The sequence below is a fragment of the Paenibacillus nicotianae genome, assembly GCF_042681745.1.
GTDB classification, from domain to species: domain Bacteria; phylum Bacillota; class Bacilli; order Paenibacillales; family Paenibacillaceae; genus Saccharibacillus; species Saccharibacillus nicotianae.
Map to the genome: position 1 here is coordinate 3,227,776 of NZ_JBHUGF010000010.1, position 13,043 is coordinate 3,240,818.

At 37.5% G+C, this 13,043-nt stretch carries 11 protein-coding genes; 4 read left to right on the top strand and 7 right to left on the bottom strand.

Annotated features, from left to right (window positions below; translation table 11 throughout):
- Positions 1 to 596: 596 nt before the first annotated feature.
- A complete protein-coding gene (locus tag ACFSGI_RS18335) occupies positions 597 to 1,556 on the top strand; it encodes a polysaccharide deacetylase family protein (RefSeq protein ID WP_204825609.1) in 960 nt (319 codons plus the stop codon).
- 230 nt (positions 1,557 to 1,786) lie between these two features.
- Here ACFSGI_RS18335 and ACFSGI_RS18340 read toward each other — a convergent pair whose 3' ends face one another.
- From ACFSGI_RS18340 to ACFSGI_RS18370, 7 genes are all read right to left on the bottom strand, one after another.
- A complete protein-coding gene (locus ACFSGI_RS18340) occupies positions 1,787 to 2,437 on the bottom strand; it encodes an S-layer homology domain-containing protein (protein ID WP_204825610.1) in 651 nt (216 codons plus the stop codon).
- Between the two features lie 29 nt (positions 2,438 to 2,466).
- Positions 2,467 to 4,623 (bottom strand): S8 family serine peptidase, encoded by a 2,157-nt coding sequence (locus ACFSGI_RS18345; RefSeq protein WP_204825611.1) that lies wholly within the window; start codon positions 4,621 to 4,623, stop codon positions 2,467 to 2,469.
- Between the two features lie 321 nt (positions 4,624 to 4,944).
- Positions 4,945 to 5,244: a putative quinol monooxygenase gene (locus tag ACFSGI_RS18350; protein WP_204825612.1), complete on the bottom strand. Its 300-nt coding sequence runs from the start codon at positions 5,242 to 5,244 to the stop codon at positions 4,945 to 4,947.
- Between the two features lie 209 nt (positions 5,245 to 5,453).
- A complete protein-coding gene (locus ACFSGI_RS18355; protein ID WP_204825613.1) occupies positions 5,454 to 5,753 on the bottom strand; it encodes a putative quinol monooxygenase in 300 nt (99 codons plus the stop codon).
- A gap of 94 nt (positions 5,754 to 5,847) precedes the next feature.
- Positions 5,848 to 7,119: a threonine ammonia-lyase IlvA gene (ilvA, locus tag ACFSGI_RS18360; RefSeq protein WP_204825614.1), complete on the bottom strand. Its 1,272-nt coding sequence runs from the start codon at positions 7,117 to 7,119 to the stop codon at positions 5,848 to 5,850.
- Between the two features lie 230 nt (positions 7,120 to 7,349).
- Positions 7,350 to 8,147: a DeoR/GlpR family DNA-binding transcription regulator gene (locus ACFSGI_RS18365; RefSeq protein WP_204825615.1), complete on the bottom strand. Its 798-nt coding sequence runs from the start codon at positions 8,145 to 8,147 to the stop codon at positions 7,350 to 7,352.
- Between the two features lie 391 nt (positions 8,148 to 8,538).
- The gene (locus ACFSGI_RS18370) at positions 8,539 to 9,462 is read right to left on the bottom strand and encodes a nucleoside hydrolase (protein WP_204825616.1); all 924 of its coding nucleotides are present in this window, start codon (positions 9,460 to 9,462) and stop codon (positions 8,539 to 8,541) included.
- 185 nt (positions 9,463 to 9,647) lie between these two features.
- On the opposite strand from ACFSGI_RS18370, the gene ACFSGI_RS18375 reads away from it, so the two are divergent.
- From ACFSGI_RS18375 to ACFSGI_RS18385, 3 genes are all read left to right on the top strand, one after another.
- Positions 9,648 to 10,460, top strand: coding sequence for a hypothetical protein (locus ACFSGI_RS18375; protein WP_204825617.1), 813 nt, complete (start codon positions 9,648 to 9,650; stop codon positions 10,458 to 10,460).
- Between the two features lie 349 nt (positions 10,461 to 10,809).
- Complete coding sequence (locus tag ACFSGI_RS18380; RefSeq protein ID WP_204825618.1) at positions 10,810 to 12,258, top strand: amino acid ABC transporter substrate-binding protein/permease; 1,449 nt, start codon at positions 10,810 to 10,812, stop codon at positions 12,256 to 12,258.
- Complete coding sequence (locus ACFSGI_RS18385; RefSeq protein WP_204825619.1) at positions 12,251 to 12,979, top strand: amino acid ABC transporter ATP-binding protein; 729 nt, start codon at positions 12,251 to 12,253, stop codon at positions 12,977 to 12,979. The genes ACFSGI_RS18380 and ACFSGI_RS18385 overlap by 8 nt, the downstream gene beginning before the upstream one ends.
- The last annotated feature ends 64 nt before the right edge of the window (positions 12,980 to 13,043 follow it).

The following is a 13,043-nucleotide window of genomic DNA, read 5'->3' on the forward strand; positions in this document are numbered from 1 at the left end:
TTAATCGACTCCTTATATTTGAATTAGAAAATGTGTGTAGATAGTTTTAATAATTGATTATGAACTTTTATACATATTGTATATTTAGTATTATACAACTTTTTTGTGCACAATCAAATTTTTAACAAAAAAATATATTCGCTCACTTTATATATGTAACCTTAAATGATAGGTATCAAACGTTGTACTGTATATTTTTAAAAGGTGCTCTTTGATTTGCGCTTCTTTTTAACGCCACCAGAATATAATTTCCATCATTAGATCTATAAAAGAACCTAATTTTCTTCCTTTTTTGCCCTTATTAGAGTCTATTCTTTTTTTCATCGTAATCCATCTCCTTATTGATCTTAATCATACTTCTAATTCATTGATGTTACCCATAAGCAAAAATATTGTTACTATTTCAAGAGGTCAGTGTAACTTTTTATATAGTGATTTCGTTTAAAATAAAGTGCAGATGTCATGTTTCTGCTTCAATGGATCGGTAAAGTGATGGATATTATTTTTGCAAATTACTTGTTGTGTCCATTTAAAAAAAGTAGCACTTGTCCGATAATAAGATTTGACCACCAGTATAAAGGAGTACTTAACTACGCATGAAAAAGCATTGGAAGAAATACTCGCTTGCCCTAATGGCAGTGTTGCTCGTCGTCTATGTTCTAGGGGTGAATTTCCCCAAATCATCTGTACTTGCACATAAAATATGTAGCTCTTGGGTAGCTGCTCAAAACGAATTGTTTTACTATGAGCACCACAACGCATTAAATGAACGCAATGTCGCACTGGCAGCAGATTATGTGGTTCCTACAGGTACAGCCGATAAAATTCCTGTACTGATGTACCATTATATTACCCCTCAAAAAGACAATACTGAACCTACAAACAATTCCATTGTGAATTTAGAAGCTTTTGAAGCGGATATGAAATACTTACACGATAACGGTTACCATACCGCAACACTGCAACAATTGGAAAAGTATGTTGATGAAGAAATCTCGTTACCTGAAAAAACAGTCGTTATCTCATTTGACGATGGTTATCAAAATAATATTATCTATGCGTATCCAATTCTTAAAAAGTACGGATTCCATGCAACACTATTTGTGATTGGTTCACGCATTCAAAGCAAAACAACAGTATTTGATCCACACAAAACAAGCTATGTTTCTAAAGAAGAAATGGAAGCTTCTAAAGATGTTTTTGAATATAACAGTCATACGTACAATCTACATTACAAAACATTACTTCACTGTGGCGATGATTATGCCGCAGGTATGAATGAAGCTAGCTTTATCGCTGATGACAAAATTATGCGTTCTGAAGCAGGTATCAATACACCGTATTTTGCTTATCCTTTTGGAGATTTTCGTATGCAAATGGTCTATGCACTGAAAGAATCCGGCTACCGGATGGCATTTACAGTCCATCAAGGATTTGTACGACCTGGAGATGATCCGTTAACACTTAAACGATTAACTGTCGTATCCAATACCAATATCGGAGAATTGCTGAATATGGATCATGATCCTGATGGTACTTCACCGGTTGCACCTTAACTCAACTATTTCTATCATATAGAATAAACGTAAAAAGCTACTTCGCTATAGGCATTCTACCTATACGCAGAAGTAGCTTTTTTTAAAATATTCTTTATGAATATAAAGGCACTTTGTTATCCAAATCAATCATAAAAAAAGAAACGAACTGCGCTGTGATTATCCGCGATTCGTTTCTTTTCCTATTGATCTTATCTCTTCTATATAACGGTTAATTAAGAACAGTGCGTTTAATTGGCTGTTGGCAATGCTGGAAGGTCGGCTGGATTTGAAGCTTCTGTAGGACGATCAAGCAATCCGCCTACTCCATAATCTGCAAAGTTTTTGATAAATTGTAATGCTTCTGCCCGAGTTAATACTTTGCTTCCTTTGAATGAAGCAATCGATACTTGAGAAGCATCGCTACCGTTAGCAAGACCCAAAGCTAACATATATTGAATCGCATCATTCCCCGTATAATTCACACCTTCCGCAGAAGAGATCAGCTCGGCGACTTGGGTACGAGTTAGAATTTGATTACGTGTCGATACATTGGTGTAACTGCTAACCGGATAATTTAAAGCTTTGGCACGAGCATAATAAGGATTTGCCCAATTGCCTGTTTTGCTACTGGTCACTTCTGGCTCAAACGTACGAATCAACATTGCCAAAAATTCAGCTTCACTGACTGTTTTGTTCGGTTTGAATTGACCATCTTTGTATCCGTTGACTAAGCCTGCTTCATATCCCCATTGAATCGTATCTTTTGCCCAGTAATTATTCGAAATATCTGAAAAAGGAAGTCCATCTGCGGCTTGTGCTCTGGCAGAAAATATAGTGCCGAACAAAGACACTACCAGACATAGCGTAAGTCCAAGCTGAAATACTGATTTTATTTTCATCGGTGTGCACCTTTCTGATCTGTGTTATTTTAACGTGTTGTGAATTGCAAGATTAGTGGCGTGGTCGATGCGACTTGTTGATCACTATTGGCTGTTGGCTTCGCTTTAATGCCTTTTTCGATAATGATATTATACGTTTCATTTTTGGCAAATCCACCTGTTGTGGGTGTGATAAAGATACGATTCCATTTTACAGACAGGTTCACATTAGTGACTACTTCTCCGTTACTATTAAGCACTGTGACATGATCTGCTGTAATAGAAGATGGATCGATATATTTGTATTGTTTATTTTTGAGTGCGACTTGCAAGCTGACACTCACCGGGATAGAAGGAGATAATTTCGCTTTGCTTGGCAAGTCTTTAATACCCATTGATTGTTTGATTTGGGCTAATTGCTTCTGGAAATTAGCATCTGTTACATTTTTACCGTCAAATTTAGCTTTCAACCAGTCTGCCGCTTTGCCAGATGTTTTGGCTGTGTTGAGTTGTTGTGTTGCTTTTTGAGTCGGTGTTGGTGTTGGCGCAGCTACAGGTGCAGTAACGGTTGTGCTTGGTGTAGATGGTTGGCGTGGAATACCGCCGCCACCTCCACCACCGCCTCCGCCCCCACCACCAGATGGAACAGCAGCGACCAGATTAGTTGGTGCTGGCGTGGTGACCACCGGTACAGTTACAGCCGGTGTTGGCGCTACAACAGGTGATGGTGCTGGAACAACGGGTTTACTTTCAACGATAGGTGCAGAATCGCTAGGTGTAGCTAATGTCTGACCTGAGATGAATTTCCCTGTTGATTCGTTACCTGTCGCATCTACTGTTTTCAATGTAAAGGAGTACGTTGTCGATGGAGATAAATCTTCTGCTTGATATACATTTTGAGTCACAGAAGTAACGAACTTGCCTGTATCATTATAAATATTTACTTTGGCAAAGTCTTTGTCTGCCGGGTTTTGCCAGTTCAATGTTAAGGAGTGAGTAGTCGCATTACTTACGGTTAAGTTGCTCACTTCTGCTGGAGCTATTTTGTCTACTTTAGGAGCGAATGTTACAAATCCATATCCGTATGAATTATCTCTTCCGGTTGCTCCAAGATCGACAGTATAATCTTCCAAATCGGTACGTAAATTCGCTATCGATTCTGTAGGATGTTCTTGTTTTAAAATCGCTAGTATGCCTGCAATATGAGGAGCGGCTTGAGATGTTCCGCTAGCCACTGCATATTTACCATTTAAATACGTAGAGACAATATTAACGCCCGGTGCAGACACTTCTACTTTGGGGCCTGTAGAAGAAAAGTCACCCCGATTTAAATTTTTGTCGACTGCTGCTACAGCGATCACGCTACTGTATTGTGCAGGGTAATTAACTGTATCTGTTCCTGCTCCACTATTTCCCGCAGAACAGACAACCAAAATCCCATTTTTATAAGCTTTATCAACCATATCGTGCAAAGCTTGTGAATCGTATTCGGTTCCCAAAGACATATTAATAATATCCATATGATTTTGGATCGCCCAATCGATCCCTTCTAATACATCTTGCAAATTGCCTTTACCATCTGCGCCTAATGCTTTGACTCCATATAATTGCACACCAGGAGCTGTTCCTGTTACAGCACCATCGCCGCTATGAGCTGCAATAATTCCGCTGACATGAGTACCATGTCCATTATCGTCTGCATAAGATGTTGTGTAATCTACAGTGGATACACCGCCAGCAATCGTAAGCTCACTATGAGCGGCTACACCTGAATCGATAACAGCCACTTTGATCCCTGATCCGTTATATCCTTTGTCCCACATTTGGTTAGGTTGTACTGCTTGATAATTCCATTGTGATTGTTCGGTTGCATTTACAGTCGAACCTAATACTTGAAAATCAGATGAATCGGTCACTTGAAAAGGAACATTACGTTCGATATAAGCGATATTAGGGTCTTGCACAAGATCTTGTAATTCGCCTGCACTAACAGTTGCAGATACAGCAGGTAATGTTTTAAATTCATGTTGTACTTCTACACTCTGGTCGATAGCAGCTTCTTTCCCTGCTTCATTTTTGTAGACAATAACAACTTCTTGATCTGGGCCTGTTGCAGAAGGTACTGATTCTTCTCCGTAGACTAAGCCGGTATGCACTAGAGATAATGTAAGCAATGAAGAAGCTACGATAGCGATATATTTTTTCATTCACTGATTCTCCTTTAGATAGATAAAATAAAACACTTTGCTATAAGACACTATTTATAGTACGTACACTTTTTCATTTCAGATTACGTAAAATTAAATAGTGGAAAATATAATTTTCGACAGTAAAATATGATTTTGCTATCTACTTCAGCTACACCTTTCTTTTTATTTCGAGCAATTTCGACATTTACCTTATAGCATTTATCGGATCACTTTTAAGAATTATGTATACTGTTTTGAGAATAATATGCCATATATAATAAAAAAAACGTCCTTTCCAATGGAAAGAACGTTTGCTTACGTAAATCGTTATATATGGAATTAACCTCTTGGTACTTCTGTTGCGTTAAACAGTTTAGCATCCAAAGGTGCACCTGCAAATTCTTGCATATCTTTAACGAATTTTTGGAAATGAGCACTTTGGTTATGCTCTTGTACAGCTTGCTCATCTTTCCACTCTTCAACCATTGTAAAGAAGTTCGGTTGGTGAAGATCACGCATCAATGTGTAACGGATACAACCTGCTTCTGCTTGAGAAGCACTAACCAAACCTTCTGCTTCCACCAAGAATTCTTCTACTCTGTCAGGTTTAATCGTGATATTAGCATGAATAACAAACATATAAGTAAACCTCCTATAAGTATATAATGTAATATGATTTTTTTAATGATCTAAAAATCTCACTTACTAATTATAACCTATATGATGCCAAAACCCAAATTATATTGTAAACCTACGAAATTTAAATATTAGAAACTACCTATATTGATAAACAAAAGGCTACTTCTCGAAAGAAATAGCCTTTGTACAGTACAAGCTTATTTACTTAATTACACTACAGGCAACTGCATCACTTCATACATTTTAACTTTCAAAGGTGCAGCCGCCATATCTTTTGTATCATTGATATGCTTCAGAAAATGAGCACTTTGTTCATGAGCGGTAAGCGCTTCTTGGCTTTCCCATTCTTCAACCATTGTGAATAAGTTGGACTGATGTAAATCCACCATCAGTGTATAACGAATATTGCCTGCTTCTGCTTGTGAAGCACTCACAAAAGGATCAGCAAGTTGTAGAAAAGTTTCTACGTGTTCTGGTTGAATCAATATTTCAGCATGAATTACTAACATTGGGGTAAAGCCTCCTATAAATAATAAACTGGCACGACTTATTAATTATATAGTAATTCCGCTCAAAACCCAACTATAACTCTAAGAATACTCATCAGATCAATAAATTGAACAAATTCAGATCACGATTCAGCTCTGTATATTTAATACCGTGGTTTTCCATGCGTTCGACTAATGCACCGTAATCTTCAGGTGTACTTAGTTCGATACCGACTAACGCTGGCCCGTTTTCTTTATTATGCTTTTTGGTATATTCAAAGCGAGCGATATCATCATTCGGCCCTAATACTTTTTCCAAAAATTCACGTAAAGCTCCTGCACGTTGCGGGAAATTAATCATAAAGTAGTGCTTCAATCCTTCGTAGATCAGTGAGCGCTCTTTGATCTCTTGCATCCGGTCAATATCATTATTACCACCACTGATAATACAGACAACCGTTTTGCCTTTAATCTGTTCACGATACATATCAAGTGCCGCAATCGGCAAAGCTCCTGCCGGTTCAGCTACAATCGCATTTTCGTTGTATAGATCAAGAATAGCTGAACATACTTTACCTTCCGGTACTTTCACAACATCGTGCAACACATCACGGCAAATATCGAATGTGAGCTGACCGACACGCTTAACTGCTGCACCATCGATAAATTTATCAATTTCACCCAGTGTAACTACTTCATTGCGAGCGATCGCTTCACTCATAGAAGCTGCGCCTGCCGGTTCTACACCGATCAATTGTGTAGATGGACTCATCGTGTTCATATATTGCCCTACACCAGCAGCCAGACCGCCACCACCGATCGTTAGAAAAATATAATCAGCCGGTACATCTAGACTTTCCATAATTTCCATACCAATTGTGCCGTTGCCTGCAATAATCTTCGGATCATCAAATGGATGAATAAATGCCATGCCTTGTTCCTCACATGTTTTCATCGCTTCTTCATAAGCATCGTCAAATGTATCTCCAACCAGAATGACTTCTACATTTTTGCCGCCAAACTTTTTCACCATTTTTACTTTTTGATTCGGTGTTGTACTTGGCATATAGATTTTGCCATGAATATTAAGCGCATAACAGGAAAAAGCTACACCCTGTGCATGGTTACCTGCACTGGCACATACAATTCCTTTATCTAATTCAGCCTGTGAAAGACTACGAATACGGTTATACGACCCGCGGATTTTGAATGAACGAACGACTTGCATATCTTCACGCTTCAAAAAGATATTACATTCGTATTTTTCAGATAGTGTATGGTCTCGTTGTAACGGGGTACGCACAATTACTTCGCGTAAAACATGATGAGCACGAACGATATCTTCCATGCCTACGATTTGCGGATTATATTCACCAGTTGCTGTCATTGATTCTCTCCTCACTCCAAACGCCTCATTGATCTCAACCATCTCTATACGGTTCTCAACGTTTTCTCATTTATCTAAAGTACTCCTAACGTACCCTATTTTCAAGCTTATCCGATGAATTTGTTGAAATTTAATCTAAAACCAACAAAAATCTTACATTTTTTTATGCATACAAAAAAACCTTTTCCTTAAAGGAAAAGGCTTAAATGCAGTGTGCAATCATCATACTGTTACTCGACAACGATGACATCGACACCCATATCTTGCAAATCTTGAATCGCTTCTTGAGGTAACTGATCATCGGTTACAAAACGATTCAAATCTTCCATACCCATCAGACGTACTAATGATTTGCGGCGAAACTTGGTGCTATCAGTTAGTAAAATTAACTCATCTGAAATCTCAATAATCTTTTTCTTTAATTGAACATGCGCTTCAGAAGGTTCTGTCAAACCGCGTGTTAGATCAAAGCCATGACAGGAAAATAGAAATTTATCGACATGATAACTTTCGACCATTTTCTCTGCATGAATCCCGGTATTCGCCATCGAATCTCGATCCAGGTAACCTCCGATTACAATCACATTAATCTCGGTTTTTTGTACCAATTCGTTAGCAATGGCTAGTGAATATGTGAGTACAGTAAGTGACCGATTCGGTAATTGTTTGACCAAATGTAGACAAGTCGTACTCGCATCTAGTGCAATTACATCACCGGGTTCTATCAAAGATAGAGCATACTCAACAATTGCTTTTTTCTCTTCTAGGTTCTGTGTCTCACGCTGAACAGCCGGAGATTCATATTGTTCCCGATTACGGTTAAATACAGCTCCGCCATGCGTACGAACGACAGCACCTTCATGTTCCAGACGTTCCAGATCACGTCTTATTGTCTCTTCAGTTACTTGAAAACGGCGACTAAGTCCGGATACCCGCACAGTTCCTTCCGCTTCCAAAATTCGCAGCGTCTCCAGCTTGCGTTGTGCTGCGGATGTAGTGTCTTGTCGCTTTGGATTTTTACTGCTCATGGAGTTACACCTGGCCTTACTATTATATATTGTCAAACGTATATAGATCAGCATCTAATACAATGCTCATTCGTGTCGAAACGATTCGTGTAAGCGTTTATCAATAACTTATAGTTACATACTTCAATGATACCGTATTTACCTTACAGTAACAATAAAAAATGAAAGAGAATCTGTATATTCCTTATTTATTTGAGCAAATCGATCAAAATTAAATTGATAATGATTATCATTTATATGTACATAATATTTTATTTGCCACTATATATCCTTTGAAAAGATGCTTATCCATAAAGTCCGCATATGATAAAAAAGTCTGTGTAGCTGTATAAAGACAAACTATATCCTTATATAAGCTACACAGACTCTATTTATATCTACGTAAAAGTGATTATACAATTCGGCTTAAAAAGTGATTCAAAAAGCGCGAAGAATCTACATCTAAAGCAACATCAATATGTGGTAACAAACTATCGTGTTTACCTGTTGTATTGCCTAATGTGTCTGGTTCTGTGCATTCTACATGGACTGCATACGAAGTTGTCTGTACGATCGTTGGATCGATTGCCACACCTACAGCTAGTGGATCATGCAGCGCACAACCTTTACCACCGGTCACAATCTCATTGTAGGCACCCATATAAAATTCAGTCATATCTGCTAAAAAGACAGATAACGAACTGTTTTCCCGTCTCCATTCATCCAGATGAACACCGGTCAGCAATGTTTTCATCGTGACATCCAATCCAACCAGTGTAATTGGCATTCCAGAAGTTAAAACAAGTGCGGCTGCGTCAGGATCTGAATAAATGTTAGCTTCAGCATAGGGAGTTACATTACCCGGTACAGTCACTGCTCCCCCCATGATTACTAATCGCTCAATCGTATGTACGATCTCTGGATTGGTCTGTATAGCTTTGGCGATATTGGTCAAAGGCCCTACAGCAACCACAGTGACTTTTCCTGGAGAGGCCATAATTTGTTGGACGATAAAGTCAGACGCACTCATTTTCTCTGCTTGACGTTCAGACGGTTCTCGATACTGATTACCAATACCATCTTCTCCATGAATATGGCGAGCAAATGGCTTCGTATATTCTCGACTCATCGGCTTACTTTCCCCGGCATAGACTGGAATTTCTTCGCGCTCTAATTTGTCGAGCACCACCAACGTATTGCGTGTGGCTTCTTCGACTGTAATATTCCCGAATACCGTCGTCACTCCCAAAATATCCAATTCAGGTGAATGAGCCGCATATGCTAGCGCTAATGAATCATCGATCCCTGTATCTACATCTAAAATAACTAATTTCATATATCCCGTCCCCTTCTTGTATGTTCATTGCATTTTATCATATGTGGTGAAGGTGTAAAAGGATAGGCAGTTTGAGACCACTTAAAATAATAGCTAATATGTAGAATTGTAGTAAACTTGAATTTTTAATATGCATGCTTTAACATATTACAAGAAAAAAATTATAACTTATGGAGGTACAGAAGATGAAAGAAATTCCAAAGAAGTTATTTAGCGTAATCATGGCTAGTGCATTAACATTATCCTCAGTCAGCTTAGCTTCAGCCGCTGAACCAAATGGAATGCCTCAAGACGAAAGTATTCCAGAAGGTTACAAAGTAATCAAACAGTATGATATTAATGATGAAAATACAAGAGTAAGTAATCCCGTAGAAGTAAATTCAATGACTACTCTAGAAAAAAAGCAAAACTCTATATCTACCGATTCAATTGAAAACGATAGCGTATCAAAAAACACATATAATAAAGTGAATAATGAAGAAACTCATTTGTATAGAGAATTGCAAGATGTAAATACAGGAAATACTTTAAATCAATATGTAACTGATCTTTCAGTTTCAGCACCCGGTTCTTATGAACGAAAAGGTACAGAAAAAGATGCTGCTAGTGGTTTAAGCCTTACTATTCGGCTATTTTATCATACCAAAACTAAAAGTGATGGAAATAGTTATCTTGGTTTAGACAAAATTTATTATCGATATGATAAACCAAATACTAAAGGTCCCCTTCTAAGTGTAAATGGTAGAGTTAATCAATCAGGACCTGGACTTGATGGTAAAGCAAAACTTCAAACTATGACTCTACCTTCGCAATATTTAACATATAAAGTTGGCACGACAAAGTTAGTTAATTTGCAAAATACTGGTTGGACAGAAGTACTAGATGGTGGTCTTGCTACGCAACTTGGTATTCAACTTACTGCTAAATTTATAGGAGATGATCGTAAGAATCAATCTTTTCAATGGCAACTATTTATAAATGGACAAGGAGTTTTTTAAACTCTAACTTTCCCCCTCAAGATGATCAATTCTTGAGGGGATTTTATATTTAAATTTCTTGTTAATATCATACATTGATTACAAATTAAATTAATTTTTTTTGAATACCTGACATGAATATTTTAATGATACCGTTTACGTGATACATATTTAACCGAAAAGTAGAATGAACTATAGTCAATAGCTTGTTTTTTTTGTAGAATGGGAAGACATGTGATGTAAGATATCAATTTAAGATATCTATTGTAAGCAATATGAATCGTAAGTAAATTAGTTTTTACTCGATTCAAGTATATGCACAATAATAATTGCTAATGTACATGAAGAAGTCAATGAAATGGAGGATTTTATGAAGAAATCTAGGGTAATGTGGTTAGTAATGGCTCTCCTTCTTTTCTTTGGAGTATCTACAGGAAGCTTTGCCACAACTGCACAAGCACAGGAAGGCAAAACTTATCAAATTGCTACAGATATTACTTTTGCTCCTTTCGAATTCCAAAATTCAAAGGGACAATTTGTAGGAATTGATATGGATCTGATGGCAGCAATCGCCAAAGACCAGAACTTTAGTTATGAAATTAAACCTCTAGGATTTAATGCTGCTGTTCAAGCACTCCAATCTAACCAGGTTGATGGTGTTATCGCAGGTATGAGCATCACCGATGAGCGCAAACAAACATTTGATTTCTCCAAGCCTTATTTTGATTCTGGTGTAGTCATGGCTGTTAAACAAGATAATGACACTGTAAAAACGTATGAAGATTTGCGTGGCAAACGTGTAGCTGTTAAAACTGGAACAGAAGGATATACTTTTGCTGATTCGATTAAAGATAAGTATGGATTCACTATGGTTCCATTCGATGATTCTTCACAAATGTACGATGATGTAAAGACAGGAAATTCTGTAGCTTGTTTTGATGATTATCCTGTTTTGGCTTATGGTGTTACACAAAATACAGGACTAAAATTAGTTACTGAAAAGGAACCGGGTGGTTCTTATGGATTTGCTGTAAGCAAAGGACAAAATCAAGAATTATTGCAAAAGTTCAATGATGGTCTTGCAAATCTTCGTAGTAATGGAGAATATGATAAGATTTTAGAAAAATATTTAGGTAAAGACGGTAAAGGTGTAGTTACAGAGAAATTAAGTCGGTGGGAATTAATTCAACAATCTTTCCCTTATCTAGTAGATGGCTTATTAAAAACTCTACTTTACACTATTGTTTCTTTATTCTTTGCGTTTATTTTAGGTCTAATCTTTGGATTTATGAAAGTTAGCCATAATCGTATTTTAAGAGGTATTGCAACAGTATTTGTAGATGTATTCCGCGGAGTTCCATTGTTGGTATTAGCATTCTTTATTTATTTTGGTATTCCAGGAGCTTTAGGATTTACAATGCCATTGTTCGTTGCTTCCATTTTGGCATTAAGTCTGAATGCAGGGGCATACGTAACTGAAATTATTCGTGGTGGTATTCAATCGATTGATCGTGGACAAATGGAAGCCGCTCGTTCACTAGGTCTACCTTATCGTACAGCCATGATCAAAATTATTATTCCACAAGCTGTTAAATTAATGATTCCTTCTTTCATTAATCAGTTGGTTATTACGTTGAAAGATACATCAATTTTATCTGCAATCGGTTTAGTTGAATTGACTCAATCCGGTAAAATCGTTATTGCTCGTACACTGGATTCATTTACAATCTGGTTAATGGTTGCTCTAATGTACTTGATCGTGATCACTATTCTTACTAAAATCTCTAACCACATCGAAAGGAAGGTCAGCAATGGATAAAATTAAAGTAACCGGTCTGAAAAAAAGCTTTGGTTCCAATCATGTACTGAAAGGTATCGATCTGGAAGTTAAAGAAGGCGAAGTGGTATGCGTTATTGGTCCATCCGGTTCTGGTAAAAGTACCTTCCTTCGTTGTATTAATCGTCTGGAAGATATTACAGCAGGTACAGTCATTGTGGATGATCACAATATCAATGATAAACAAACCGATATCAACAAAGTACGCGAAAATATCGGAATGGTATTCCAGCACTTTAACCTTTTCCCGCATATGAGTGTGATCAAAAATATTATGTTAGCTCCAACCGAACTCAAAAAATCTTCTCCCGCAGAAGCTCGTAAAATTGCTTTGCAATTGTTAGACCGCGTTGGTCTCGCTGATAAAGCAGATGCTCTACCTAACCAATTGTCTGGTGGACAAAAGCAACGTGTCGCTATTGCGCGTGCACTCGCTATGAATCCAGATGTAATGTTATTCGATGAACCGACTTCTGCACTTGACCCTGAAATGGTTGGTGAAGTATTGGGTGTTATGAATTCCCTTGCTAAAGAAGGAATGACGATGATGATCGTAACTCATGAAATGGGCTTTGCTCGCGAAGTCGCTGATCGTGTGATCTTTATGGATGGCGGTTATGTTGTCGAAGATGGTACGCCTGAAGAAGTATTTGGCAATCCTCAGCATGAACGTACGATTAGCTTTTTAGAAAAAGTACTTTAAGTTATAAAGCAATATTGTAGCATTAGCATCGTGACGTTCGATTGTAAATATCTTATTGTTAGTT

Bases quoted from the DNA above. Each gene is read 5' to 3' on its own strand.
- ACFSGI_RS18345 (WP_204825611.1), bottom strand. From the start codon at position 4,623: ATGAAAAAATATATCGCTATCGTAGCTTCTTCATTGCTTACATTATCT.
- ACFSGI_RS18350 (WP_204825612.1), bottom strand. From the start codon at position 5,244: ATGTTTGTTATTCATGCTAATATCACGATTAAACCTGACAGAGTAGAA.
- ACFSGI_RS18340 (WP_204825610.1), bottom strand. From the start codon at position 2,437: ATGAAAATAAAATCAGTATTTCAGCTTGGACTTACGCTATGTCTGGTA.
- ACFSGI_RS18375 (WP_204825617.1), top strand. From the start codon at position 9,648: ATGAAAGAAATTCCAAAGAAGTTATTTAGCGTAATCATGGCTAGTGCA.
- ACFSGI_RS18335 (WP_204825609.1), top strand. From the start codon at position 597: ATGAAAAAGCATTGGAAGAAATACTCGCTTGCCCTAATGGCAGTGTTG.
- ACFSGI_RS18385 (WP_204825619.1), top strand. From the start codon at position 12,251: ATGGATAAAATTAAAGTAACCGGTCTGAAAAAAAGCTTTGGTTCCAAT.
- ACFSGI_RS18365 (WP_204825615.1), bottom strand. From the start codon at position 8,147: ATGAGCAGTAAAAATCCAAAGCGACAAGACACTACATCCGCAGCACAA.
- ACFSGI_RS18380 (WP_204825618.1), top strand. From the start codon at position 10,810: ATGAAGAAATCTAGGGTAATGTGGTTAGTAATGGCTCTCCTTCTTTTC.
- ACFSGI_RS18370 (WP_204825616.1), bottom strand. From the start codon at position 9,462: ATGAAATTAGTTATTTTAGATGTAGATACAGGGATCGATGATTCATTA.
- ilvA (WP_204825614.1), bottom strand. From the start codon at position 7,119: ATGACAGCAACTGGTGAATATAATCCGCAAATCGTAGGCATGGAAGAT.
- ACFSGI_RS18355 (WP_204825613.1), bottom strand. From the start codon at position 5,753: ATGTTAGTAATTCATGCTGAAATATTGATTCAACCAGAACACGTAGAA.